We start from the raw sequence: 25383 nt of genomic DNA on the forward strand, positions 1-25383 counted from the left end.
CCTAAGAGTGTTAAACAATTTAAAACAATAAAAAAATGAAAAAATTATTAATAGTAGCATTAGCATTATTTGCTCTACAAGTAACTGCTCAAGAAAAGAAGGAACAGCAACAGTTAAGAAAACAAAAAATGGAACATATTAAAGATATGGAACCAAAAGACATGGCACAACTTCAAACTAAGAAGCTAACACTTGAACTAGATCTTACAGATGAACAACAAGTAAAAGTTGAACAGCTAAATCTTAAAAACGCTAAATTGCTTAAGGCTGGAATGGAAAAAAGAATGGCTGCTTTAGAAGCTGGTAAAAAACCTACTAAAGAAGAAAAATTACAGATGGCTAACGAAAAGTTAGACCACCAAATTGCTACTAAAAGAGAGATGAAAAAAATATTAACTGAAGAGCAATATACAAAGTACGAAAAAGTTTCTCAATTAAGAAGAGTAAAAAACACCAAAGGAAAAATGATGCAACGAAATAGAACTGGTGAAAAAAGAGAGAAGAGATTAGAAAAAGTTAAAGAATAATAATCAATTAATTACATCTTAAAAAAATAAATAAAGTACCGAATATATAATCGGTACTTTTTTATTTGCAAAATTTAACAAAATAGCTTTTCTTTGAGATATTAACGTATAACAATAATAATAATAATGAAAAAAATATTTACATTCTGCTTTTTCGCATTTGCACTATTAATTGGCACTCAATCTGTAATTGCTCAAGACATGGCTAAGATTAACGAGAGCGCTATAGTTAAAGCTAAAGAATTACGTTCTATGCTTAAATTTAACGACAATAAAGTTGAAGAAATTTATAATGCATACCAAGCTTACGAAAGCAAGCTTTACTCTATTAAAAAACACTTAACTTCTGGTACTTCTGAGTATAATGATGCCATTTTAAAAGTAAACCAAATATTACAATCTAGCATTAAAGAAACCTTAGGTGACGATTTATACAAAAGATATTTAATTGCAACTAAGCAAGAAGAACTTTTAGAAAACGTGCAAGATTAAGTTTTAAAAATAAGTTAGAAAAAAAAGCGATTACATTGGTAGTCGCTTTTTTTTATAAACTTTATTGGAACTTTATCTAAAAACAGCATCGCAAGCTGCTATTGTTTTATCCAAATCATTATAAGTTAGAGCATCGGTTATAAACCAAGTTTCAAAAGCGCTTGGAGCAATATAAATGCCTTGATTGAGCATTCCGTGAAAAAAGGTTTTAAAAGTCTCATTATTACCTTTTGCAGCAGTTTCAAAATCGATAACGTTTGCTTTATCAAAATGAACAGAAATCATAGAACCTACTCTATTAATGGTATGTGTAATATTATTATTGTATAATACTCGTGCTAAACCTTTATGCAAATACTCGGTTTTTTCTGCCAAACGCTTAAAAACGTCTTTATCATTATTCAACTCATTCAACATAGCAAAACCTGCTGCCATAGCTAAAGGATTTCCACTTAAAGTTCCTGCTTGGTAAACAGGACCTAAAGGTGCTAATTGATTCATAATTTCATTTCTAGCTGCAAATGCTCCGACTGGCAAACCACCTCCTATTACTTTTCCAAAGCAAACAATATCTGCATCAACACCATACAACTCTTGTACACCACCTTTAGCTAGACGAAAACCAGTCATTACCTCATCAAAAATTAATAAAATATTATTCGCATCACATAATGTTCTTAAGCCTTCAAGAAATCCTTTTACAGGTGGAATACAGCCCATATTTCCTGCAACTGGCTCAATAATAATACAGGCAATTTCATTTTTATTAGCAGCAATTAAGGCTTCAACACTAGATAAATTATTATAATTTGCCAACAAAGTATCTTTTGCTGTACCTGCTGTAACACCAGGACTATTGGGACTTCCAAAGGTTACAGCACCACTTCCTGCTTGTATTAAAAACGAATCGCTATGGCCATGATAACAGCCTGCAAATTTTATAATTTTATCTTTCCCAGTAAAACCTCTTGCTAATCTTACAGCACTCATACAGGCTTCTGTACCAGAATTCACAAAACGAATTTTGTCTATATTTGGTACCATAGAAACAGCTAATTCTGCAATTTGAGTTTCAATTTCTGTTGGCATACCAAAGGAAGTTCCTTTTTGTGCTTTCTCTACTACAGCATCTACAACTGGTTGGTAGGCATGACCTAAAATCATTGGTCCCCAAGAATTAATATAATCTATTAATACATTTCCATCTTCATCGTACAAATAAGCTCCTTTTGCTTCTTTAACAAATATTGGAGTACCTCCTACTGCTTTAAATGCACGAACTGGAGAATTTACTCCTCCTGGAATTACCTTCTCTGCTGCTGCAAAAAGAGCACTACTACGTTTATAAATCATTATAATTAATCTTTAATAATGGGCTTAATATATATTACTTGCCCTACAAATAGGTTGTTTGTTTCTAAACTATTTAAAGCTTTTAATTCTGGAACAGAAATATTATACTTTCTGGACAAAGAATACAAAGTATCTCCAGACACCACAGTATGTTTGTTGTTTAGACTAGCCTCAACACCTAGAACCTCGTTATCAAAACGATACAATTGATAACGCTCTATTAAATCTATTAACTTTTGAGGATATTTTCTATCTGTTGCATAACCCGCAGCTTTTAAACCTTTAGCCCAAGATTTATAATCGCCTGCGCCTAACTCGAATAAACCAGCATATCGACTACGTTCTTTTAAAAACAAAGAGTGATCTCTAAACGAATATTTAGAGTTTTTATACTTTCTAAAGCATTCTTGATCTTCATCATCATCATGATATATTTTTCCACCTGTCCAACCAGTATGGCATTTAATACCAAAATGGTTATTGGCTTCTACTGAAAGCCTTCCTTTTCCAGATCCAGATTCTAAAATTCCTTGAGCTAAAGTTATGCTTGCAGGTATGCCATAATTTCGCATTTCGTCTTGAGCAATGTCACTATAAATAGCTATATACTCATGAGTAGGTGTTGCATAATTCTCTGGAGTTTCCTTAATAATTTCTTCGGTTTCTGTTGATGTATTTACAACCACTTCTGGTACCTTATTTTTTTTGGTGGTTTTAACAACACGGCTTGTTTTATTTTGAGATTTTCTTGTTGTTACTTTTTTTGAAGAACCACAACTAGATAGCATGGCTATTAAGAAAATAAGTGTAAATATTCTGTTCATTAAATTGTTATTAATGGTAAATTTTTCTGTTTTAATTTAGCATTCATTCCTGCAATACCTTGTAATCCTCCTGTATGTATGACTAAAATTTTTGATCCTTTAGGAAAATAATTTTTGTTAATCATATCTTGAATACCATATAGCATTTTTCCTGTATAAATGGGATCAAGTTGTATATTATTATCTGCTTTAAAAGTATTAATAAACGTAATTAACTCGTTATTTATTTTAGCATAACCTCCAAAATGATAATCTGTAATTAATTCCCAATTATCTTGTTTTGCAAATTTACAAATATCTTCTTTTAAAAAGTCGCCTTTTAAAGCAGAAAAGCCTAAAACTTTTTGATGCGGTTGAGAACTATTTATTATTCCTGCTATGGTACCACCTGTTCCCACTGGCACACAAATATAATTAAAACTAGAATCTGCTTCTGTTAAAATTTCTTTACAACCCTCAATAGCTAAATTATTTGTTCCGCCTTCAGGTATACAATAAAAATCACCAAATTCATTTTTTAAAGCTGCTATAAAATTTGTATTTTTTTTGTTTCTATATGCTGTCCTGCTAATAAATTTAAAATGCATACCACAAGCTTTGGCATATTTTAAAGTTGCATTTTTATTAATTTCATTAGCTAATTCTTCTCCTCTAATAATTCCAATGGTTTTAAAACCATAGGTACTTCCTGCTGCTGCAACTGCTGCAATATGATTTGAAAACGCACCACCAAAAGTAAGAAGTGTTGTTTTATCTTCTTTCCTTGCAGTCTTTATGTTAAATTTTAATTTTCGATATTTGTTACCAGATATTACAGGATGAATTTCGTCTTCTCGTTTAATAAACAATTTAAAACTATTACTATTCTCTAGTACAAAACTTTGATTTTTAATCTCTTTAGCATTAAAATTTAAGTTTGCAATTAGTGTATTCATTAATTTTAGATGATTTATTTACGATTTCTTTATAAAATTAATGCATTTCATCGAATAAATTTGCAATTCATACCTTAATGTTTGTATATTTAATTGAATTTAACAAAAAATATGTATTTCATCGATTAAATAAACACTTTGTGTTTTGTTGTTTTAGAAAAGATTTAAAGTCTAAATCTAAAGTGAAATTTAAATTACATGTTGATTTTATTAAATAAATAAACAAGCTATGAAACAAAACTACTGTATTAAAATCCCTACTTTAAAATCAAGACTGGTTTTTAACATTGCTACTTCAATCATTTTTATGATTGTTTGTAATATTAGTTATGGAAATAACACTTACATGCCTCCTTCTAACGATGACCCTTGTTCTGCAACTATGCTTACATCAAACACTAGCTGTTCTGTTGTTTCAAGCACTACTTTAACAGCAACAGATACAACTAATCCAATAGCTGCTGATCTATAATAACGCAAGTTTATCTACAGATGAATACCTAGTAGATGCTAACGAAATAAAAGTAGTGTCTAGTGATAATTTACAAGTGATCTCTCAGTCTAAAAAAATAGAAAGTATCGTAGTCTATAATATTCTTGGAAAACGACTAATGACATACAATAACGTAGATTCTAAAACACTAACATTAAAAGGTATAATAAAGTCTTACAATGCTTTACTACTTAAAATTGTATTTACAGACAAAACACAACTATATAAGAAAGCTTTGTATTAAAGTTTAAGTGTTAATATATTTTAAAAATCCCCAAAACGATCTTGATTTTAAATAATCTTGGTCGTTTTGATTTGTATAAGCCTCTCGTTCAAAAGATATATTCGTATATGCAGTATACCATTTCCTATATTGAATTAACCTAAAAATAAATTCAACACAATAAAACACATAAAACGGTATGATTAATAATTCTAGTTGCTGTTTCAAATGAATTTTCTCATGATTTACCAATACTATATTCGATTTTAACACTTTACTTTTAAGTAAAACGAATGGATATATAGTGATTCCTAAATAACCTTTAGGTACTAAATATTTAGAAATTAAAATCATAAAATATTGGTTACAAAAATCACTCCAATTTACATTATATTTGTAATTAATGAAGAAATATATTCTATTAGAAGAAGGAGACTTTTACATAACACCAGAAGGCTATAGGTGTTTTACAGAGCAATACCATTTAAAAAGAGGGTATTGTTGTGAGAGTGGATGTAGACATTGTCCATACGGCTTCAATAAAAAAAAATAATTCAATAAAATAAGAGAACACTATAATGAACTCAACTTTTAAAACTCAAATTCTTGAAGGTATTCCAAAAGTTTTACCAGCCCAAAAACAATACGAAACAGTAATAAATCATGCGCCAAAACGCAAAGCTATTCTTAGCAAAGAAGAAGAAAAATTAGCGTTACGTAATGCCTTAAGATATTTCGATAAGCAACACCATGCAACATTACTTCCTGAGTTTAAAAAAGAATTAGATACTTACGGTAGAATATATATGTATCGTTTACGTCCTGATTACAAAATGTACGCAAGACCAATAGACGAATATCCAGCACAATCAAAACAAGCAGCTGCCATTATGCTAATGATACAAAACAACTTAGATTATGCAGTAGCTCAACATCCTCATGAACTCATTACTTATGGAGGAAATGGTGGTGTTTTTTCTAATTGGGCACAATATCGCCTAACCATGAAATACCTTGCAGAAATGAACGACGAGCAAACACTCGTTATGTATTCTGGGCATCCAATGGGATTATTTCCTTCACATAAAGAAGCACCAAGAGTGGTGGTAACTAATGGCATGATGATTCCAAATTATTCTAAACCAGACGATTGGGAAAAATTTAACGCCTTAGGTGTTACACAATATGGCCAAATGACAGCAGGAAGCTATATGTATATTGGACCACAAGGTATAGTTCATGGCACAACCATAACCGTTTTAAACGGATTTAGAAAAATAGGAAAAGAACCAAAAGGAAACCTGTTTGTAACTTCAGGATTAGGAGGAATGTCTGGAGCTCAGCCAAAAGCTGGAAATATTGCAGGTTGTATTACAGTTTGCGCAGAAGTAAATCCAAAAATCACTCAAGTCCGTTTAGATCAAGGTTGGATAGATGAAAAAATTACAGATTTAAATGAATTAGTGTCTCGAGTTAATAAAGCCAAAGCTGAAAAAGAAACTATTTCAATAGCTTACTTAGGAAACATCGTAGAGGTTTGGGAAAAGTTTGACGAAGCAAATATTCACATAGACTTAGGAAGCGACCAAACCTCACTTCATAATCCTTGGGCTGGAGGTTATTATCCAACAGGCATGTCTTTTGATCAAGCCAATGAAATGATGGCTAATAATCCAGAACAATTTAAAATAGAAGTTCAAAAAACATTACGTCGTCATGCAGATGCTATAAATAAGCATACCTCAAAAGGCACTTATTTCTTCGATTACGGAAATGCTTTTCTGTTAGAAGCCTCTCGTGCAGGTGCAGATATTATGTCTACTCATCCTACAATTGGTAAAGAATTTAAATACCCCAGTTATGTACAAGATATTATGGGTCCAATGTGTTTCGATTATGGTTTTGGACCTTTTCGTTGGGTTTGTGCTTCAGGAAAACCAGAAGATTTAGCAAAAACAGATGCTATTGCTTGTAGTGTTTTAGAAGAATTAATGAAGCATTCTCCAGAAGAAATTCAACAACAAATGGCAGACAATATTCAATGGATTAAGGGTGCACAAGAAAACAAACTAGTAGTTGGCTCTCAAGCTAGAATACTTTATGCAGATGCAGAAGGTAGAGCAAAAATAGCAGAAGCCTTTAACCAAGCCATTGCAAAAGGTGAAATAGACACTGTAATACTAGGAAGAGACCATCATGATGTTTCTGGAACAGATTCGCCTTACAGAGAAACCAGTAATATTTATGATGGTTCTCGTTTTACAGCAGATATGGCAATACATAATGTTATTGGAGACAGCTTTCGTGGCGCAACTTGGGTAAGCATTCACAATGGTGGTGGTGTTGGTTGGGGAGAAGTTATCAATGGAGGATTTGGTATGGTTCTTGATGGTAGTAAAGAAGCTTCAAAACGCTTAAAATCAATGTTGTTCTGGGATGTTAATAATGGAATCTCCAGAAGAAGTTGGGCAAGAAACGAAGGCGCAATATTTGCAATAAAACGCGCAATGGAAATAGAACCTAATTTAAAAGTAACATTACCTAATAGTGTAGATGATGCCATGATAGAATCGTTATAACTATTAAAAAAATTACAATGAAAAAATTAATTCAAAAAACATTTTCATTATTAGCTTTGCTAATAATTATGAGTTCATGCAACTCTGTACGTGTTGCCGCAGATTACGATAAGAACAACAATTTTGACTCTTATAAAACCTTTGCCTTTTTTAAAACAGGTATAGATAAAGCTGAAATAAGTGATTTAGATAAACGTAGAATACTTCGTGCTATTGAAAGCGAAATGCTAGCAAAAGGATTTACAAAATCTAAAGATCCAGATTTATTAGTCAGTATTTTTACAAAAGAAAGACAAGAAATTAATGTATGGAATAATGGCTTTGGTGGTTTTGGATATGGTTGGGGATGGAGCCCGTTTTGGGGAAATAACTTTAATACTAACGTTAGTACCAATTTACAAGGCAGTCTATATATAGATTTAATAGACGCAAAAAAGAAAGAGCTTGTTTGGCAAGGTAAAGGCTCTGGTTATTTAACAAGTTCTTCTAAAGTTGATAAAAAAATTGAAAGAATAAATACATTTGTTAGAGAAATTATGACTGCGTATCCTCCTGCATTGGAAGAATAAATTACATTAAAAAGCGATTCAGAAATGAATCGCTTTTTTGTTTTGTGTGTTCAATATTTCAAATTCTAATTTTGTAAACTTAATAATTAAGTAATGCTTCAATTTTAACTTTCACTTTTTCTGTAGATGGTATCATTGTTTCTTCTAAAGTAGAATTTAAAGGAATTGCAGGCATATTTTCACTACCAATAGTCATTACTGGTGCATCTAGGTATTTAAAACAGTCTTCTTGAATTTTTCCTGCTAAAGCTCTTGCAAAACTATTATTCGAAGGCTCTTCTGTAACCACTAAACATTTACCAGTTTTTTTAACAGATTTCATTACAGTGTCTTCATCTAACGGAAACAATGTTCTTAAATCTATAACTTCTATTTGGTCTTGCATTTCTAGTGCTTCTGAAGCATTTATTGCCCAATGCACTCCCATTCCGTAAGTAACAATAGTAAGTGTTTCTAAATCGTCTTGTTTCCATATTTCTTGTAACACCCAAGCTTTACCAAAAGGCAATACATAATCTTCACTTGGCTCAACAGATGTTGCACCTTGTGTTCCTGGTACTTTAGACCAATACAAACCTTTATGTTCTAGAATCACTACAGGATTTGGATCGTGATATGCAGCCTTCATTAAGCCTTTTAAATCTGCTCCATTACTAGGATAGGCTATTTTTATACCTCGAATATTGGTGATTACACTTTCTACAGAAGATGAATGATAAGGTCCACCACTTCCATAAGCACCTATTGGTACTCGAAGAATCATAGAAACTGGCCATTTTCCGTTAGACAAGTAACAACTTCTACTTACTTCTGTAAATAACTGATTTAATCCTGGCCAAATATAATCTGCAAATTGCACCTCAACAATTGGTTTTAATCCAACAGCACTCATACCAACGGTAGAACCAACAATAAAGGCTTCTTGAATTGGAGTATTAAAAACGCGATCGTCACCAAATTTTTGAGCCAGTGTTGCTGCTTCTCTAAAAACACCACCAAGTCTTCCTCCAACATCTTGACCATAAAGTAAACATTCTTTATGCGCTCTCATTAATTCTTCAACTGCAAATAAGGCGCAATCTACCATGACCACTTTATCTGCTCCTTCAGGTGCTCTTGTTCCTTTTTCTTCTGTGATTGGTGTTGGTACAAAATCGTATGTAAATAAATCCTCAGGTTTTGGATCTTCAGCTTTTAGCGCTTTTTCAAAATCTGATTGTACTTTTGCTTTCGCGAAATTTTCTATGTCGTTAATCTCACTTTTCGAAAATCCAGCATCTAATAACTGTTGTTTTATTACTGGATATGGATCTCTAGATCTTGCTTCGTCTAAATCGTCGCGATACCATTCCATGCGCACACCAGAAGTGTGATGATTAAGTAACGGTACTTTTGCATGTACTAAAAAAGGTCTGCGTTCTGTACGTATTGTTTTTATAACTTTTTCTAGTGCTTCGTAACTTTCTGTAAAATTTGCACCATCTATAGAAATGGCCTCTAAACCATGAAATCCTTGAGCGTACTCAAAAGCATTTTGTGCTCTGGTTTCGGCAGCATTTGCGCTAATATCCCAACCGTTATCTTGTACTAAATATAAAATAGGCATTTGTTTTAAAGCTGCCATTTGAAATGCTTCTGCTATTTCTCCTTCGGTTACTGATGCATCTCCTAAAGAACAAACGGTTATTGGTTTCAAAGAGTTATCGACTGCGCTCGAACTAACAGGATCGGAATCAAGAGAATAATCGTCTAAACCTTGTAGTTCCTTATACTGCATTCCCATAGCCACCCCTGTTGCTGGAATGGCTTGCATACCTGTTGCTGATGATTGATGCGGAATTTTAGGCTTATCATCATCCTTTAAACTTGGGTGGCTATAATAGGTTCTTCCTCCGGAAAACGGATCTTCTTTTTTTGCTAATAATTGCAACATTAAATCGTAAGGTTCTAAACCGAATGATAATAACATGGCGTCGTCTCTATAATACGGAAACGCATAATCTTGAGGTAACAATTGTAATCCTAAGGCTATTTGAATAGCCTCATGACCACGAGATGTTGCATGTACATATTTTGAAACTTGCTTAAAATTAGCTTCGTATAATTCTGCCATTGCTTTTGCTGTGCAGAGTTTTAAAAATCCTTTTTCTAATATATCTTTCATCATATCTGTCATTTCTACAAAAGCAGAAATCAATTTTACTTATTATTTTGATTGCGTCTGCGATAAGGATTACTCATCTATAATATTTTATAAATAGAAATTTGTGAGTGTTCCACAATTGAGACTTTGTTGAAGCTCCTCGAAGAGAGCGACTGCCGAAAGCCTGACCTTTAGGTAACTCCAAAATTATCCTAAGCTAATTCGTTTTTAACTGTTGTCATCCAATTAAATTTATCTTCAATCTTACCTGTTTTAATTGCATTTAAGGTGTTATTAACATCAAGACCAACTGGACTTTCGTTAGACACATGAATGGTTTTGTCTCCTACTCCAATCTCTTGAATATAGGCTATACCAACTGCTGTTCCTGTACCAAAAGCTTCTTCTAAAGTTCCTTTTTGTGATGCTTCTTCAATTTCGTCTATTGTAACAGCGCGTTCTATTACATTGAAACCTTTATCTTTTAAAACAGAGATAACGCTTAGCCTGGTAATTCCATCTAGTATAGAACCGTCTCGTTTTGGTGTAATAAATTCTCCATTAATTTTAAAGAAAATATTCATGGTTCCTACTTCTTGAATGTATTTATGCTCCACTGCATCTAACCATAGTACTTGATCGTAACCTTTTGCTTTTGCTAACTCAGTTGGACGAATTGCAGCTGCATAATTACCAGCTGCTTTAGCTTCACCAGTTCCTCCATTAGCTGCACGTATGTACTCCTTTTCAGCCCACAATTTTATGCGTTTACTAAAAAATGGTCCTGCTGGAGATGCCATAATTATAAACTTAAAATGTGTAGCAGCTCTCATGCCAATAAAAGGCTCGTCTGCATACATAAATGGTCTTAAATAGAGTGCGCTTCCGTCTAGTGGTGGAATCCAATTACGTTCTAAATCTACTAATTGTTTTAAGCCCTCTACAAATAAGTCTTGAGGAAAATCTGGCATTCCCATTCTATCTGCACTTGCATTTAATCGTGCTGCATTTTTATCTGCTCTAAACAACATTGGATTGCCTTCTGTATCTACAGTTGCTTTCATGCCTTCAAAAATGGCTTGACCATAATGTAAAGCCATTGCTGCTGGATGTGTTGGTATTAGTGCTAATGGTTCTATTCTTGGATTAATCCAATCTCCATTATCGTAATCACAAATAAACATATGATCTGTGAAAGTTATACCTAATGGAATATTATTAAAGTCGATATTGTCAACTTTTGAGTGTTCTACTTTGGTTACTGAAATGTTATGTTTCATGATATTACTTTTACAATAAATTGTTTATTTTTCGTTTTATCTTATTAATCACATTAAAGCTAAGTACATCGCTTATGTATTCTACTTTTCCATTTTGATCAATAATAATATTATATGGATAATGCGGTATTTTGAATTTCTCAACTATTGACATGCCATTTGGTACAACTTTGAAGTCTAGTTTATTTGTTTTTAAAAAATTTTGAAGTGCATTTTTATCATTCCATGAAACCGCAATAAATTCTACTGGTTTAGATTTAAAATCAGCTTTTAGGGCATTTAAATCTGGAAACTCTTCAACACAAGGTTTACATTGAATAAACCAAAAATTAATAACAACTATTTTACCTTTTAGACTTTGCGAAGTGTGTTTAATTCCATTTATATCTTCAAAAGATAAATCATCAATTATACTTCCGTTTATTTCTTTTCGTAGTTCTTTATTCTTGTTTTTCTGAATTTTATATTTTTCAGTTAACGCTTTGTTCTTTGCTTTTTGTTGCTCTTTTGTAAGCTCTTTTTTTGAACTTATATTTCCTGTTTGAGAGAAGGCACTAATTAGAATTGCATAAAAGGCAATAAACAAAATTGATTTAAGTTTCATAATTTTTTTTATGTATTAAATCTTTCTATCCATATCAAACTGTTCGAAATAATCTGCCACGCGACGTACAAAACTTCCTCCTAAAAAACCATCAACTACACGATGGTCGAAAGAAAGCGATAAGTACATCATGCTTCTAATCGCTATTTCATCTCCTTTTTCTGTAGTAATAACTTCAGGACGTTTTTTTATGATTCCTAAAGCGAGAATAGCTACTTCTGGCTGATTAATAATTGGTGTTCCCATAACGCTTCCAAAAGTTCCTACATTAGAAATCGTGAATGTGCTTCCCTGAATGTCATCAGCTTTTAAATTATTCTCTCTGGCTTTGTTGGCCAATTCATTGACGTTTTCGGCTAACGTTTTTAAATCTTTGGTGTCTGCATTTTTAACCACTGGTACAATTAAATTTCCACTTGGTAATGCAGTAGCCATACCAATATTAACATCTTCTTTTACAATAATATTTTTACCATCGACTGACGCATTAATATTTGGAAAATCTTTGACGGCTTTAGCAACAGCTTCAACAAATAGAGGTGTAAATGTTAGGCGTTCACCATATTTGTCTTGAAAAGCAACTTTATTAGCATTTCGCCAATTTACCATATTGGTTAAATCTGCTTCCACATAAGCCGTAACATGAGGTGAGGTGTGTTTTGAATACACCATATGATCTGCAATCATTTGTCGCATACGATCCATCTCAATCACTTTACCTTTTCCTTTATCGAATTTTAATTGCGGAATACGATAAGCTGTAGGATCTTGTTGTGCAACTGGTTGTGCAAATTTATATGGTCGTCCTTCTTCTATATACTGAAAAACATCGCTTTTACGTAATCTACCTTCATTTCCTGTTGCTGGAATTCTAGCTAATTCTTCAAAACTAATATGATGCTCTTTTGCAATTTTTATGATTAATGGTGAAAAGAAAGCATTTGAATTTGAGACACTAAACTGATTTGAAGTAGTAACAGGATTTGGCTTTGGTTTCTTTAACGTTTTTGCTTTTTCGGAAGATTTTTTTTCAAGCTTTTTGTTAGTTTCTTTTTTAGTGTTTTTTACTTCACCATCTATTTTAATGATAGCTAAAGGCTCTCCTATTTTAATAACAGCGTTAGCTTCGTATAAAATTTCTTCAATAATTCCAGAAACAGTTGAAGGCACTTCAGAATCGACTTTATCTGTTGCTACTTCTAAAAGCATTTCATCTTCTTCAATGGTATCACCAACATTTTTAAACCATGTAATAATGGCTGCTTCTGTAATACTCTCACCCAATTTGGGCATTTTGAATTCGTATCTCGACATAATTATTTTTTCATAAAATCTCGAAGCGTTTTATAAACATCTTCTTGAATTTTCATATTTTCGGGCACTTCTCTTAAAGGCTCAACTTCTTTTAAACTTTCGTGACAATCTCTAGGTAATTGTTGGTATAATTGCGTGCCTTTGGTTTTCCAAGCCAACATATCATCACTAACTTGTTTAATCACTTTTGCTGGATTGCCAACTACTAAGCTTCGTTTAGGAATAATAGTTTCGGCTTTTACAAATGCCATTGCTCCAACTATACTTTCATCTCCAATTTCAGCATCGTCCATAATTACGGTGTTCATTCCAATTAAGCAATTTCTACCTAGATTGGCACCATGAATTATTGCGCCATGACCAACATGCGCACTTTCTTTAAGTGTTATCGATTTTCCTGGAAACATATGCACTGTACAGTTTTCTTGGATATTTACACCATCTTTTATAATAATTTGTCCCCAATCACCACGAATCGCAGCTCCAGGACCTATATAACAGTTTTTACCAATAATTACATTTCCAGTTACTGCTGCCAAAGGATGAACGAAACTAGATTCGTGTACAACTGGTGTAAAGCCTTTAAAACTGTAAATCATTTTATTTAAATCCTTTTAATTTTTCTTTTGTAAAATCAGAAAGCACCAACCTTCCACTTGTTGCTGCACGTTCTGCCAATAACTCATCCCAATCATCAGTACCTATCCAGAAGACTTTTTTCATTTCCAACATCGCTTCGGTATTGTACGTACACAAATGCTCTGCCGTTGTTTTTACAGCTTCATCAAGTGCTTCTGTAGTGTCATAAACATGAGTGAATAAACCTTTTTGTTTTGCCCATTCTGCAGGATAAAACGAATTGGCATCTATAGCTATTTGTGACATTGCACTTAATCCCATTTTACGCTCTATTGCAGGACCAACAACAAAAGGGCCTATACCAATATTAAGCTCACTCAATTTAATTGCTGCAAATTTTGTTGCCATACAATAATCTGTTGATGCTGCTAATCCAACGCCTCCACCAACAGTTTTTCCTTGAATGCGTCCAATTATAAATTTTGGGCATTTACGCATCGCGTTTATAACGTTTGCAAATCCTGAAAAGAAAACCTTTCCTGTTGCTGCATCGTCTATACTAATTAATTCTTCGAAGCTTGCTCCTGCACAAAAGGTTCTATCTCCTCCACTTTTTAATACAATGACTTTAATAGTATCGTTTTGTCCTGCTTCAGTAATTGTGTTTGCTAATTTTGCTAATACATCTCCTGGTAATGAGTTGTGAGCAGGATGAAAGAATTCTATATAACCTACTTCGTTTTCTATTTCTATTGTTACGTATGGATTACTCATTATTGTTGTGTACTTAATTCTTTAATTTTTTTAATATAGTTTTTTGATGTTTTCATATCTGGATTTAACTCCAATGCTTTTTTGAAACTTATTAAAGCATTTTTATAGTCTTCGGTAATAAAATAGGCTTCACCTAAACTGTCATAAATATTGGCATTTTCAGGAAACTCTTCAGTTAAAAACTTAAAAACTGCAATCGATTTTTGATACTCTTTATCATTCAATAAATCGTAACCAAAATTATTTAAATCTCTTACAGCAAAGTGATAGGTCACAGTATCACTTTTTAAGGTTCTAAAATTCTGATACGCTTTTTTTGGGTTTTCATTAAAATCCTTTCTAAATACAGAAGACAAGTCGAGTTTAGGGTATTTAATTACCATTGGTTCAATATCTCTAAAGAATAGTAATTCCCAATCTCGCATAGCTTGATCTGAGGTGTTATTTACCATTACAATAATGCCGTAATTAGAATCTGGACAAATCAATATTCCACTTTGAATTCTATTAGAAGTTCCTGTTTTTGAATAATAACAACCTTCCTCTTCAGCAAAACCTATACTTTGCCATAAGTATCCTATTTGTTCATCGTCATCTGGATCTGTAAACAATACACGTGAGGCTTCTTTTATCCATGGCCCGTTTTTATTATCAATTAGATACTGCATATATTTAGCCAAATCTGGTAATGTAGAAATCGCACCACCAGCTGCACCATAAACTGGGTCATGATCTATTGGTGCTAACACTTCTCCTTTATAACCTTTAACTAATCGGTATTTGTAATTTTGAGAGTATTGTAGATATGTATCATTCATTCCTAGTTCTTTAAAAAAAGCATCCATTTGCATCTTGAAAGGCTTCTTATTTACATTTTCTAGAATATGTGCCAATAACTCAGGACCAACTGAATTATATGCGAAAACTGTTCCTGGTTTTTTATCTACCTCAACCGTTTTAAGCTCTTCCAATAAATCGTCTATGGAGTAGGAATCTGTTTTATAATCGTAGGTTCCGCTTGTTACTTTATTACTAATAGCTTCAAAGCCTTTTGTGTGTTTATTTTTTAATCCCATACTGTGTGTTAAAAGGTGTTTTACAGTAATGGGATGCCCTTCGAATTCAAGATTTGGATAATTACCTTTTAAATACTTTCGGATATCGTCATCTAAACCAATTTTACCAATCAAAACAGCCTTTGCTACTAAAGACCCAGTGAATGTTTTAGTTATAGATGCTATTTCGTAGAGTGAGCTATCGTTAGGCTTATTGTTGTCCTCTTTATCAATTTCACCATAATAGTTTTGATACATTTCACCATCTTTATAAATGGCTATTGCAAATGAATTAGCATTGCCTTTTTGGATGCTATTCTCTGCAAAACCGTCAACAAGATTTGTAAGTTTATTAAACGCATCTTTTGCTGAATCTTCAGAAATGTTTACCTTTTTTTCTGAATTGCAGCTAAAAATAGTTAGGCCAAATAGTGTAATATATGTGATTTTTTTTATCAAATTCATTTGTGAATAATAATTACAAGGTATAAATTTTAGATTCCTGCCTTCTCAGGAATTACAAAGCTCCAAATTGTTCGAAGTGATGATTTAAATGTTTACGTTCTAATAAATACCATTCGTATTTATTTAATTCTCCAAAAACCATATTACTTAATGTAGCTTCTGGATGTTCTTTAAAATAGTCTAAATACTTTTTTCGTTGTTCCTTGAATTGCTGAATAGCAACACTTAAATTTTCATGCTTTAAATCGTTAAGTGTATCTTTCTCTAATTGTGGAAACTGACTGTTCTTAGGAAACTTATCATAGTTCCATAGACTATTTTTTACTTTTTCTAGAATCTTTTCTGGTGTTGATATTTCAAAATCCTGAACGTCTCCTGCTGCTATTTTGTATGTATACTCCAAATGTTCAATCATGTGTTGTGGTGTCATGATTCCCCATTTTGGTTTTAGGTCTTCAGACAGTTTAGATAGACAATCATCTATTTTTTCATTGGTCATTTCCACAAATGTTTCTTGCTTCTTTTGAACCATAGTTAAAATCGTAGCAACAGCGACTAATGGCGTATCTTTATCTGATTTTTGACTTTCAGGTTGGTTTTCAAAATTAGCATCGAATACTTCAACATGCCATTTTACAATTCCACTAGGATGTTCTGCTGAAGCAACATCTCTATCTATTTTTTCTTTACAGGTTAGTCGCACATAAATCGTATCATTATGATATAATGGTCTTAAAAATCTAATACTATCTAAACCATAATTTGCTGCAACAGGTCCTTTGTTTGGATACACAAATAATCCTGCTGCTGCAGATATAATAAAATAGCCGTGAGCTGTTCTTTTTTCAAAAATACTTCCGTCTAAAGAGGTAATATCTGTATGTGCATAGAAATGATCCCAAGTCAAATTGGCAAAATTCTGTATGTCGTTATCAGTCAAGGTACGCTTATGGGTTTTCATTGACATTCCTGCTTCGATGTCTTCCCAATGGTATTTAAACGGATGCTCTTCTGCTTCTGTGTAATTAGCATTCTGCTGATAAATACCAGTAATTGCAGTTATTGTTGAAGGTGAACCTTGAATTGCTGTACGTTGCAAGTAATGCTTAATACCACGCATGCCTCCCATTTCTTCTCCTCCACCTGCACGACCTGGTCCTCCATGCACCAAATATGGTAATGGTGAACCATGACCAGTACTTTCTTTTGCACTTTCTCTATTAAGCACTAAAATTCGCCCATGATGCGATGCAGCCTTTACCACATAGTCTTTAGCTATTTTATCATCGTTAGTAGCTATTGAAGAGACTAATGAACCTTTACCCATTTGCGCTAAAGTAATCGCTTCCTCTAAATTTTTATATGGCATAATGGTACTTACTGGACCGAATGCCTCACGCTCATGAATGACCGTATTTTGAAACGGATAATCTGCTCGCAACAAAATAGGACTTATAAATGCTCCTTTTTTAGCATCTGCTCCAATGGTTTCAATTGTATCTAAATTACCATAAACAATCTGTGCTTCTTTAGCTAAATCGTTTACTGAATCCCTAACCGCTTGCACTTGTTGATGACTTACCAAAGAACCCATTCTAACTTCTTTAAGTCTCGGATCACCAATTGTCACTTTATCTAATGCTTTACCTAATGCAATTTGAATGTCTTCAACTAAGTTCTCTGGCACAATGATTCGTCTGATTGCTGTACATTTTTGTCCAGCTTTAACGGTCATTTCTTTTCTAACTTCTTTAATAAATAAATCGAATTCTGGAGTTCCTGGAACCGCATCTTCACCTAAAATTGAAGCGTTTAAAGAATCGGCTTCCATAGTAAATGGCACAGATTCTTGAATCAATCTTGGATGTGCTTTTAACAAACGACCTGTTTGTGCAGAACCCGTAAAAGTTACTACATCTTGAGATTCGACAGTATCTAAAATTGTTTTAACGGTTCCATTTATAATTTGCAATGCGCCTTCTGGTAGTATTCCAGAATCGATAATTGTTCTTGCTACAGCTTCGGATAGATAAGAAGAAGATGGTGCAGGTAATACCACAGCTGGGACGCCAGCCATCCAATTCACCGCACATTTTTCTAACATTCCCCAAACTGGAAAATTGAAAGCATTGATATGCACAGCAACACCTTTTTTGGGCACCATAATATGATGCGCCATAAAGCGTCCACCACGAGATAAATCGATAGCATCGCCTTCTACATGATACGATTGATTAGGAAATAATTTTCTTAAGGATGCATTAGCGAATAAGTTTCCAAAACCTCCTTCAATATCAATCCAACTATCTACTTTGGTTGCTCCTGTTCTATAGCTTAAATCATAAAATGCGTCTTTTCTTTTGGTGAGATATAATGCTAAACTTTTGAGCATGTTTCCTCGTTCTTGAAAGGTCATTTTACGAAGAACTTCGCCTCCTTTGGTTCTTCCGTACTGAAGAATTTCAGGAATATCTAGGCCTTCTATTGCAACACTTGTGAAAGCTTCGCCAGTGACAGCATCTAAAATTGGTATTCCTTCTTCTTTTCCTGTAGTCCAACTACCTTGAACGTAATGTTGAATCTTATTCATATTTTATAATATATAGTGGATTCCGCATCAAATGCGGAATGACAAATCGTTATACATTCACGTTTTCAATAATTGCAGCATAACCTTGACCAACACCAATACACATCGTGATTAAAGCATACTTTTTATTTTGTTCATGCAATTCTAAAGCTGCTGAATATGCTATTCTAGCTCCCGTGACTCCTAATGGATGACCAATAGCTATAGAACCACCATTTGGGTTTAACCTAGAATCGTCGTCTGCTAATCCCCAAGCACGAGTACACGCTAATGCTTGTGCTGCAAAAGCTTCATTAAGCTCGATAATATCCATATCTTCCATTGTCAATCCTGCCTTTTCTAATGCTTTGTTTGACGCTTGAACAGGACCAATTCCCATAATTCGAGGCTCCACTCCTACCACAGCTGAACTTACAATTCGTGCTAGTGGTTTTAGGTTGTATTTTTTTACGGCATCTTCTGATGCTATTATTGTTGCTGCTGCTCCATCATTTAATCCTGAAGAATTTCCTGCTGTAACGCTTCCGCCTTCTTTTTTGAATGCAGCTCTTAAGTTTCCTAAAATTTCTAATGACGTGTTTGGTTTTACAAATTCATCTTTTGAAAATAGAATTGGATCCTTTTTTCGTTGCGGAATTTCAACGGTTACGATTTCTTTGGCTAATCGTCCGTTTTCCTGAGCTTTTGTCGCTTTCATTTGGCTCCAATAGGAGAACTTATCTTGATCCTCTCTTGAGATGTTATATAGCTCTACAAGATTTTCAGCAGTGTTTCCCATACCATCTGTACCATATAATTTTTGCATTTTCGGATTGATAAAACGCCATCCGAACGTAGAGTCATACATTTTTGAGTCGCCTCCAAATGCTGAAGATGGTTTTGCGATTACGTATGGTCCGCGTGTCATATTCTCCACTCCGCCTGAAATAAACACGTCTCCATCTCCTGCTTTTATGGCGCGATTAGCGTGAATAATTGCAGACAATCCTGAACTACATAAACGGTTAACCGTTTCTCCTGGAACTGTAAATGGTAATCCTGCTAAAAGTGATGCCATTCGTGCCACATTACGATTATCTTCTCCTGCTTGATTGGCACAACCCATAATCACATCGTCATAAGCTTCCTTTGGAATACTTGGATTACGTTTCACGATTTCTGAAATGACTAATGCACCTAAATCGTCTGTTCTAACAGCAGACAATGTGCCTTTGTAGTTTCCTATTGGTGTTCTAATGCCATCTATTATGTATGCTTCTTTCATAATTTATATTTATTGATTCCGCAGCAAATGCAGAATGACAAATCACTTTGTTTTATTCTTCCCAATCTTTTTGAGTTCTATAAACTACACCTTTAAAAAGAGCTACCATTTCGTCTCCTCTTTTAACTTCTATAATATTAAAGCCTAGTTTGTTTTTTACCGTTTCGATAACAGATTCTGCTACTATATAATCGCCTTCGTTTAAAGCTTCAATATGATTAATACTGGTTTCTATAGAAACCGCATATTTTCCATGAGTATTTGCTGCAAACCCGAATGCTGTATCTGCTAAAGCGTAACTAATGCCACCATGCGCTTTGTCCATGCTATTTAGCATATCTTTTTTAATGGTCATAGCGACTTTACAACGTCCAATTTCACATTCTAGAATTTCTATTCCTAGCCAAGTGCTATAAGCATCTTGTGATAACATTTTATGTGGAATTTCTTCTCCTTTCATTTAAAAGAATGTTTTGTTCTCTCTATTCATTTTGCGTAATAATGGACTACAACGGTATCGATCTTCGTGATATTCGCTATACAACTCGTCTAATTTTGACACACACCAATCGATGCCTTTCTCGTCTGCCCAAGCCAATAATCCTTTTGGGTAATTTACACCTTTAGTCATGGCATTATCTATGTCTTCTGCTGATGCGATATTTAAAAATAATGCATCTGCAGCTTCGTTAATTAACATGACTAGTATTCTTTCAAATATTTGTGTTGACAATTCTTTATTATGAGATTCTTCGCTATCGCTCTGAATGACACGTTTCCCATTTTCATCATACTCGTAATAACCTATTCCTGATTTTCGTCCTAAATAACCTGCTTCAGCAAAACGTTTTTGTGTAAATGATGGTTTATATCTTGGGTCGTAATAGAATTCCTTGAAAACGGTTTCGGTCACAGTGTAATTAACATCATTCCCTATAAAATCCATTAATTCAAATGGTCCCATTCTGAAACCACCTACTTCTTTCATAGCTGTATCTATAGTTCCAAAATCGGCTAATCCTTCTTCGTAAATACGTAATGCTTCGCCATAAAAAGGTCTAGCAACACGGTTAACAATAAAACCTGGTGTATCTTTAGCTACAGCGACCGTTTTTTTCCAACTCGCGATAGTATCTATAGCTTTCTCTAAGGTTTCGTATGATGTTTGAATAGCAGGAATAACCTCAACCAATTTCATTAAAGGTGCTGGATTAAAAAAGTGAATTCCGACACATCGTTTTGGATTTTTAAGAGATGCTGCTATTGATGCCATTGATAAACTAGATGTATTTGAAGCAATAATGCAATCGTTTGCCACATAGCTTTCTAATTCTGAAAACACTTTTTTCTTAATATCAAGGTTTTCAATAATCGCTTCAATAGTTAGGTTTGAATCTGCTAAATCTTTTAAATTATCTACATATGAGATATTAGATTGGATTCTTAATTTTTCAGCGTTATCAATACGTTCTTTTTCGATTAAACGATTTAATATCTTTTCTAAAGCTGCTTTAGCTTTATCTAAGGCTGCTTGATTAGTATCGTACAACTTTACTTTACAACCTGAAGTTGCTGCAACTTGCGCAATACCACTTCCCATTGTTCCACCTCCAATAATTCCTACGTTCATTTAGTTTCCTTTAAAGTTTGGTTTTCTTTTTTCAATAAATGCAGCAACGCCTTCTGCATAGTCACTACTTTGAGCTGCTTCTATTTGTAATTTAGATTCTAAGGCTAATTGAGATTCTAAATCATTTGTCATTGATTTGTTAAATAATTCTTTAATTAATCCAAGTGCTTTGGTTGGCATATTAGCTAATTTTAAAGCTAATGTATTAACATCTGTATCGAAATTCTCAAGTGGTACCATTTTGTAAATCATACCCATTTTTTCTGCTTCTTCTGCAGAAATTTTATCGCCTAACATGGCTAAAGCTAATGCTTTTTGAAAACCTATTAATCGTGGTAGAAAAAAAGTTCCAGCACTATCTGGAACTAAACCTATTAAACTAAAAGCTTGAATAAAACTGACTTTTTCATGTGCAATAACGATGTCGCATGCTAAAGCTATATTAGCTCCTGCACCAGCTGCTACTCCATTAACTGCAGCTATTATTGGTTTTTTAATTGCTCTTAGTCTTGTAATTATTGGATTATAGTGTTCTTCTAGAATTTTTTTAAAGCCTGGATTTAAATCAGGATCTGTAACCTCTTTTAGGTCTTGTCCTGCACAAAATGCTTTTCCATTTCCCGTTAAAACTATAGCTCTTACTTCATTACTTTTTTCGCAAGCATCTAAAGTTTCGTGAAGATTAAATGCCATTTCACGATTGAAACTATTAAAGACTTCTGGTCTGTTTAGCGTTATGTACGCTACTTTGTTTTCAATTTTTAAAAGAATTGAATTATTACTCATACCTATTTTGTTTCTTTATATATTCTTGATACGAAATTCTAAAAAAAAGAATTTCATTAGAACTAAGGTTACTTTATTTCAAACATTTAAAATAATCGAATGGTTCTTGGCAATCATCACACTGAAATTGTGCTTTACAAGCTGTTGAACCAAACTGACTTACTAATCGTGTATTTTGTGAACTACAATTAGTACATTTTACTATTCGTTTTCCGTTTAGCAACACGTCTTTATCTGCTTCTGCATCTAAAGGTGCTGCTATACCATAATCTTCTAATGCCTTTCTGCCTCTTGGTGTAATCCAATCTGTTGTCCAAGCTGGATGCAAGATTAAATCAATTTCAGAATTGTAACCTGCTTCTTTTAATGCTTTTTTGATATCGTCGCCAATCACATCCATTGCTGGACAACCACTGTATGTTGGTGTGATTTCTACTTTAACAAGCTCATCAACAATTATAGCAGAACGCACAACACCCATATCCATAATAGATAATACAGGGATTTCTGGGTCTGAAACTGCTTCCAAAATTGGAATTAGTTTTTTATCTATGTTTTGTTTTTCTTTTACCATTATTTGAGATAGTTCGACAAGCTCTGTATGACACTCTACTTAATATTCTGTTTTCGAAAAAAAATCCTTTCTTAAAGGAATTTTACCATTCCATATTAGGATAAGCACGTTGCATGTATTGCAAATCGCTTAATAAGTATCCTAAATGCTCTGTATGAACACCATTTTTACCTCCTTTTTGAAACCATTTTGATTCTGGAATTTCTAACGTTGACTCTTCTAAAAGCTCGCCTACATTTTTATAATATGCTTCTTTTAACTTTGTAACATCTACACCAATCCCTTCTGCAACCATTGCTTTATCTGCTTCTGTTTGATGAAATAATTCATCGGTATACGTCCACAAATCATTGATAGCTTCTTGCATTTTAGCTTTACTTTCCTCAGTACCATCTCCAAAACGTTTAACCCAATCTGATGAGAAACGCTCATGGTAACTTACTTCTTTAATACATTTATTTGCAATTGCAGATAAGGTTAAATCTGTGCTTTTTTGTAATTGCTCTAAAAATGCTAAATGGTACACATCAAATAAAAACTGACGTCCTATTGAATAGGCAAAATTTGTGTTTGGTTGTTCTACCAATAACACATTTTTATATTCACGTTCTTTACGAAGCATCGCAATATCGTCTTCTGTTCTACCGTCACCTGCTATTTTTCCAGCATATTGAAAATAGCTACGTACTTGTCCAAATAAATCTAAAGAAATATTGGTACAAGCGATATCTGTTTCTAAACTTGGACCATGTCCACAAAGCTCTCCCATTCGTTGTCCTAGAATTAAAGAATTGTCTGCGATACCAAGTATGTAATTATATAAATTTTCGTTTTTCATTTTCTTTATTAAAAAGATGCTTCGACAAGCTCAGCATGACATTTAGTTTTATTTATGAGTTTTTCACTTTCGGAAAAATTATAATTATTTCCACGCAATAATCACATGTGTTTTACTTCGTCTGGTAAATCGTAAAAAGTTGGATGACGATAGACTTTATCATGAGCTGGATCGAATAATTCTCCATTATGCTCAGGATTTGATGCTGTAATATGTTTAGATTCTACTACCCAAATGCTTACGCCTTCGCTTCGTCTGGTATAGACATCGCGTGCGTTTTCCAAAGCCATATCTTCATCTGCTGCGTGTAAGCTTCCACAGTGACGATGTTCTAATCCGTTTTTACTTCTTACGAAGACTTCCCAAAGAGGCCAATTTTTTTTATCAGACATAATTTGTTTTTTATTATTTCATGTTGTTCTCGATTCTATTGTTTTAAGTTTTGATTGTTTAAAATACAAAAGAAAATTACTTGAACTAATGAAGAAATTTAAACTACTCGTTTTTCTTTTCTATTTCTTTTCTTTTCTGCATAAGCCATAGCTGCATCACGAACCCAAGTTCCTTCTTCCCAGGCACCTACTCTAGCTTTCATTCGTTCTTTATTCATTGGACCATGACCTTTAACTACTTGCCAGAACTCATCCCAATTAATTTCTCCAAAATCATACATACCTTTTTCTTCATTCCATTTTAAATCTGGATCTGGAATAGTTAAGCCAATTAATTCTGCTTGAGGTACGGTTTGATCTATAAATTGCTGACGCAAATCGTCGTTAGATTTACGTTTTAATTTCCACTTCATCGACTGTTCTGTATGCACTGAAACATCATCTGTAGGACCTAACATCATTAAACTTGGCCACCACCAACGGTTTAAAGCATCTTGAGCCATTTCTTTTTGTTCTGGTGTACCATTTGCCAGTTTCATCATGATTTCAAATCCTTGACGTTGGTGAAAACTTTCTTCTTTACATACACGAATCATCGCTCTTGCATATGGTCCATAAGAGGTATTGCATAATGGCACTTGGTTAATAATGGCTGCTCCATCTACTAACCACCCAATGGCTCCCATATCTGCCCATGTAATTGTTGGATAATTAAATATTGAAGAATATTTAGCTTTTCCTGTGTGTAATTGCTCGTACATTTCTTCACGGGAAATACCTAAAGTTTCTGTTGCAGAGTACAAATATAAACCATGTCCAGCTTCGTCTTGAACTTTTGCAAGTAACGCAACTTTACGTCTTAATGATGGTGCTCTAGTTATCCAGTTGCCTTCTGGAAGCATGCCAACAATTTCGGAATGCGCGTGTTGCGACATTTGACGAATGTGTGTTTTACGATACTTTTCTGGCATCCAATCTTTTGGTTCGATTTTTTCATCTCTCGCAATACGTTCATCGAATTGCTTTTCTAAACTTTTAATTTGTGCTTCACTCATTGTTTTAGCTTTTTTTTAGCTGTTGGCTTTAGACCACAAGCGAGT

The 25383-nt window shown here is 33.6% G+C and carries 26 protein-coding genes; 7 read left to right on the forward strand and 19 right to left on the reverse strand.

Annotated elements, in window-relative coordinates:
- Window positions 1-35: 35 nt before the first annotated feature.
- Both P8H50_RS04625 and P8H50_RS04630 read left to right on the forward strand, forming a co-directional pair.
- A complete protein-coding gene (locus tag P8H50_RS04625) occupies window positions 36-527 on the forward strand; it encodes a hypothetical protein (protein ID WP_300206091.1) in 492 nt (163 codons plus the stop codon).
- Window positions 528-653: 126 nt separating this feature from the next.
- Window positions 654-1019 (forward strand): hypothetical protein, encoded by a 366-nt coding sequence (locus P8H50_RS04630; protein WP_300206093.1) that lies wholly within the window; start codon window positions 654-656, stop codon window positions 1017-1019.
- A gap of 72 nt (window positions 1020-1091) precedes the next feature.
- On the opposite strand, the gene hemL is transcribed toward P8H50_RS04630, so the two are convergent.
- The 3 genes from hemL to P8H50_RS04645 are packed head-to-tail and all read right to left on the reverse strand — an operon-like array spanning window position 1092 to window position 4131.
- On the reverse strand, window positions 1092-2372 hold the full coding sequence (gene hemL / locus P8H50_RS04635) for a glutamate-1-semialdehyde 2,1-aminomutase (protein WP_300206095.1): 1281 nt from the start codon (window positions 2370-2372) through the stop codon (window positions 1092-1094).
- A 5-nt stretch (window positions 2373-2377) separates the two neighbouring features.
- Window positions 2378-3196 (reverse strand): glucosaminidase domain-containing protein, encoded by an 819-nt coding sequence (locus P8H50_RS04640; protein ID WP_300206097.1) that lies wholly within the window; start codon window positions 3194-3196, stop codon window positions 2378-2380.
- Window positions 3196-4131 (reverse strand): pyridoxal-phosphate dependent enzyme, encoded by a 936-nt coding sequence (locus P8H50_RS04645; RefSeq protein WP_300206099.1) that lies wholly within the window; start codon window positions 4129-4131, stop codon window positions 3196-3198. The genes P8H50_RS04640 and P8H50_RS04645 overlap by 1 nt, the downstream gene beginning before the upstream one ends.
- A 229-nt stretch (window positions 4132-4360) precedes the next feature.
- Here P8H50_RS04645 and P8H50_RS04650 point away from each other — a divergent pair, with 229 nt between their 5' ends.
- The 5 genes from P8H50_RS04650 to P8H50_RS04675 all read left to right on the forward strand — a co-directional run bounded on the left by P8H50_RS04650 (window position 4361) and on the right by P8H50_RS04675 (window position 7995).
- On the forward strand, window positions 4361-4603 hold the full coding sequence (locus tag P8H50_RS04650; protein ID WP_300206101.1) for a hypothetical protein: 243 nt from the start codon (window positions 4361-4363) through the stop codon (window positions 4601-4603).
- A gap of 55 nt (window positions 4604-4658) precedes the next feature.
- Window positions 4659-4868, forward strand: coding sequence for a hypothetical protein (locus P8H50_RS04655; protein ID WP_300206103.1), 210 nt, complete (start codon window positions 4659-4661; stop codon window positions 4866-4868).
- A gap of 382 nt (window positions 4869-5250) precedes the next feature.
- A complete protein-coding gene (locus P8H50_RS04665) occupies window positions 5251-5400 on the forward strand; it encodes a DUF5522 domain-containing protein (protein ID WP_300206108.1) in 150 nt (49 codons plus the stop codon).
- A gap of 25 nt (window positions 5401-5425) precedes the next feature.
- Window positions 5426-7426: a urocanate hydratase gene (locus P8H50_RS04670; protein WP_300206110.1), complete on the forward strand. Its 2001-nt coding sequence runs from the start codon at window positions 5426-5428 to the stop codon at window positions 7424-7426.
- Between the two features lie 17 nt (window positions 7427-7443).
- On the forward strand, window positions 7444-7995 hold the full coding sequence (locus P8H50_RS04675) for a DUF4136 domain-containing protein (RefSeq protein ID WP_300206112.1): 552 nt from the start codon (window positions 7444-7446) through the stop codon (window positions 7993-7995).
- 79 nt (window positions 7996-8074) lie between these two features.
- Here the strand turns inward: P8H50_RS04675 and P8H50_RS04680 are convergent, their stop codons facing one another.
- The 16 genes from P8H50_RS04680 to paaA all read right to left on the reverse strand — a co-directional run bounded on the left by P8H50_RS04680 (window position 8075) and on the right by paaA (window position 25338).
- Window positions 8075-10162, reverse strand: coding sequence for a thiamine pyrophosphate-dependent enzyme (locus tag P8H50_RS04680; RefSeq protein ID WP_300206198.1), 2088 nt, complete (start codon window positions 10160-10162; stop codon window positions 8075-8077).
- 188 nt (window positions 10163-10350) lie between these two features.
- Window positions 10351-11418, reverse strand: a complete 1068-nt coding sequence (locus tag P8H50_RS04685; protein ID WP_300206114.1) for a branched-chain amino acid aminotransferase — start codon at window positions 11416-11418, stop codon at window positions 10351-10353.
- Window positions 11419-11428: 10 nt separating this feature from the next.
- On the reverse strand, window positions 11429-12022 hold the full coding sequence (locus P8H50_RS04690; RefSeq protein ID WP_300206116.1) for a TlpA disulfide reductase family protein: 594 nt from the start codon (window positions 12020-12022) through the stop codon (window positions 11429-11431).
- A 15-nt stretch (window positions 12023-12037) separates the two neighbouring features.
- Window positions 12038-13336, reverse strand: a complete 1299-nt coding sequence (locus P8H50_RS04695; RefSeq protein WP_300206118.1) for a dihydrolipoamide acetyltransferase family protein — start codon at window positions 13334-13336, stop codon at window positions 12038-12040.
- A gap of 2 nt (window positions 13337-13338) precedes the next feature.
- Window positions 13339-13935, reverse strand: a complete 597-nt coding sequence (locus tag P8H50_RS04700) for a transferase hexapeptide repeat family protein (RefSeq protein WP_300206120.1) — start codon at window positions 13933-13935, stop codon at window positions 13339-13341.
- A 1-nt stretch (window position 13936) separates the two neighbouring features.
- Window positions 13937-14689 carry an enoyl-CoA hydratase/isomerase family protein gene (locus P8H50_RS04705; protein WP_300206122.1) on the reverse strand — a complete coding sequence of 251 codons (753 nt, stop codon included), beginning with the start codon at window positions 14687-14689 and terminating at the stop codon, window positions 13937-13939.
- Window positions 14689-16209, reverse strand: coding sequence for a serine hydrolase (locus P8H50_RS04710; RefSeq protein WP_300206124.1), 1521 nt, complete (start codon window positions 16207-16209; stop codon window positions 14689-14691). The genes P8H50_RS04705 and P8H50_RS04710 overlap by 1 nt, the downstream gene beginning before the upstream one ends.
- Before the next feature lie 52 nt (window positions 16210-16261).
- Window positions 16262-18799, reverse strand: coding sequence for a phenylacetic acid degradation bifunctional protein PaaZ (gene paaZ / locus P8H50_RS04715; RefSeq protein WP_300206126.1), 2538 nt, complete (start codon window positions 18797-18799; stop codon window positions 16262-16264).
- A gap of 49 nt (window positions 18800-18848) precedes the next feature.
- Window positions 18849-20063 carry a 3-oxoadipyl-CoA thiolase gene (gene pcaF / locus P8H50_RS04720; RefSeq protein ID WP_300206128.1) on the reverse strand — a complete coding sequence of 405 codons (1215 nt, stop codon included), beginning with the start codon at window positions 20061-20063 and terminating at the stop codon, window positions 18849-18851.
- Window positions 20064-20115: 52 nt separating this feature from the next.
- Window positions 20116-20523 carry a hotdog fold thioesterase gene (locus P8H50_RS04725; protein WP_300206130.1) on the reverse strand — a complete coding sequence of 136 codons (408 nt, stop codon included), beginning with the start codon at window positions 20521-20523 and terminating at the stop codon, window positions 20116-20118.
- Window positions 20524-21693 carry a 3-hydroxyacyl-CoA dehydrogenase NAD-binding domain-containing protein gene (locus tag P8H50_RS04730; protein ID WP_300206132.1) on the reverse strand — a complete coding sequence of 390 codons (1170 nt, stop codon included), beginning with the start codon at window positions 21691-21693 and terminating at the stop codon, window positions 20524-20526.
- Window positions 21694-22479: an enoyl-CoA hydratase-related protein gene (locus P8H50_RS04735; protein ID WP_300206134.1), complete on the reverse strand. Its 786-nt coding sequence runs from the start codon at window positions 22477-22479 to the stop codon at window positions 21694-21696.
- Window positions 22480-22552: 73 nt separating this feature from the next.
- Window positions 22553-23053 (reverse strand): 1,2-phenylacetyl-CoA epoxidase subunit PaaD, encoded by a 501-nt coding sequence (gene paaD / locus P8H50_RS04740; RefSeq protein ID WP_300206136.1) that lies wholly within the window; start codon window positions 23051-23053, stop codon window positions 22553-22555.
- An 82-nt stretch (window positions 23054-23135) separates the two neighbouring features.
- Entirely contained in the window at window positions 23136-23891 is a 756-nt protein-coding gene (paaC, locus tag P8H50_RS04745) for a 1,2-phenylacetyl-CoA epoxidase subunit PaaC (protein ID WP_300206138.1), read from the reverse strand.
- A 101-nt stretch (window positions 23892-23992) separates the two neighbouring features.
- Complete coding sequence (gene paaB, locus P8H50_RS04750) at window positions 23993-24283, reverse strand: 1,2-phenylacetyl-CoA epoxidase subunit PaaB (protein ID WP_300206140.1); 291 nt, start codon at window positions 24281-24283, stop codon at window positions 23993-23995.
- A 98-nt stretch (window positions 24284-24381) separates the two neighbouring features.
- Window positions 24382-25338 (reverse strand): 1,2-phenylacetyl-CoA epoxidase subunit PaaA, encoded by a 957-nt coding sequence (paaA, locus tag P8H50_RS04755; protein WP_300206142.1) that lies wholly within the window; start codon window positions 25336-25338, stop codon window positions 24382-24384.
- Window positions 25339-25383 lie beyond the last annotated feature (45 nt).

It is taken from the genome of Lacinutrix sp. (genome assembly GCF_029238095.1).
Taxonomy (GTDB): Bacteria; Bacteroidota; Bacteroidia; order Flavobacteriales; family Flavobacteriaceae; genus Lacinutrix.

Bases quoted from the DNA above. Each gene is read 5' to 3' on its own strand.
- P8H50_RS04625 (WP_300206091.1), top strand. From the start codon at position 36: ATGAAAAAATTATTAATAGTAGCATTAGCATTATTTGCTCTACAAGTA.
- P8H50_RS04630 (WP_300206093.1), top strand. From the start codon at position 654: ATGAAAAAAATATTTACATTCTGCTTTTTCGCATTTGCACTATTAATT.
- hemL (WP_300206095.1), bottom strand. From the start codon at position 2,372: ATGATTTATAAACGTAGTAGTGCTCTTTTTGCAGCAGCAGAGAAGGTA.
- P8H50_RS04640 (WP_300206097.1), bottom strand. From the start codon at position 3,196: ATGAACAGAATATTTACACTTATTTTCTTAATAGCCATGCTATCTAGT.
- P8H50_RS04645 (WP_300206099.1), bottom strand. From the start codon at position 4,131: ATGAATACACTAATTGCAAACTTAAATTTTAATGCTAAAGAGATTAAA.
- P8H50_RS04650 (WP_300206101.1), top strand. From the start codon at position 4,361: ATGAAACAAAACTACTGTATTAAAATCCCTACTTTAAAATCAAGACTG.
- P8H50_RS04665 (WP_300206108.1), top strand. From the start codon at position 5,251: ATGAAGAAATATATTCTATTAGAAGAAGGAGACTTTTACATAACACCA.
- P8H50_RS04670 (WP_300206110.1), top strand. From the start codon at position 5,426: ATGAACTCAACTTTTAAAACTCAAATTCTTGAAGGTATTCCAAAAGTT.
- P8H50_RS04675 (WP_300206112.1), top strand. From the start codon at position 7,444: ATGAAAAAATTAATTCAAAAAACATTTTCATTATTAGCTTTGCTAATA.
- P8H50_RS04680 (WP_300206198.1), bottom strand. From the start codon at position 10,162: ATGATGAAAGATATATTAGAAAAAGGATTTTTAAAACTCTGCACAGCA.
- P8H50_RS04685 (WP_300206114.1), bottom strand. From the start codon at position 11,418: ATGAAACATAACATTTCAGTAACCAAAGTAGAACACTCAAAAGTTGAC.
- P8H50_RS04690 (WP_300206116.1), bottom strand. From the start codon at position 12,022: ATGAAACTTAAATCAATTTTGTTTATTGCCTTTTATGCAATTCTAATT.
- P8H50_RS04695 (WP_300206118.1), bottom strand. From the start codon at position 13,336: ATGTCGAGATACGAATTCAAAATGCCCAAATTGGGTGAGAGTATTACA.
- P8H50_RS04700 (WP_300206120.1), bottom strand. From the start codon at position 13,935: ATGATTTACAGTTTTAAAGGCTTTACACCAGTTGTACACGAATCTAGT.
- P8H50_RS04705 (WP_300206122.1), bottom strand. From the start codon at position 14,689: ATGAGTAATCCATACGTAACAATAGAAATAGAAAACGAAGTAGGTTAT.
- P8H50_RS04710 (WP_300206124.1), bottom strand. From the start codon at position 16,209: ATGAATTTGATAAAAAAAATCACATATATTACACTATTTGGCCTAACT.
- paaZ (WP_300206126.1), bottom strand. From the start codon at position 18,799: ATGAATAAGATTCAACATTACGTTCAAGGTAGTTGGACTACAGGAAAA.
- pcaF (WP_300206128.1), bottom strand. From the start codon at position 20,063: ATGAAAGAAGCATACATAATAGATGGCATTAGAACACCAATAGGAAAC.
- P8H50_RS04725 (WP_300206130.1), bottom strand. From the start codon at position 20,523: ATGAAAGGAGAAGAAATTCCACATAAAATGTTATCACAAGATGCTTAT.
- P8H50_RS04730 (WP_300206132.1), bottom strand. From the start codon at position 21,693: ATGAACGTAGGAATTATTGGAGGTGGAACAATGGGAAGTGGTATTGCG.
- P8H50_RS04735 (WP_300206134.1), bottom strand. From the start codon at position 22,479: ATGAGTAATAATTCAATTCTTTTAAAAATTGAAAACAAAGTAGCGTAC.
- paaD (WP_300206136.1), bottom strand. From the start codon at position 23,053: ATGGTAAAAGAAAAACAAAACATAGATAAAAAACTAATTCCAATTTTG.
- paaC (WP_300206138.1), bottom strand. From the start codon at position 23,891: ATGAAAAACGAAAATTTATATAATTACATACTTGGTATCGCAGACAAT.
- paaB (WP_300206140.1), bottom strand. From the start codon at position 24,283: ATGTCTGATAAAAAAAATTGGCCTCTTTGGGAAGTCTTCGTAAGAAGT.
- paaA (WP_300206142.1), bottom strand. From the start codon at position 25,338: ATGAGTGAAGCACAAATTAAAAGTTTAGAAAAGCAATTCGATGAACGT.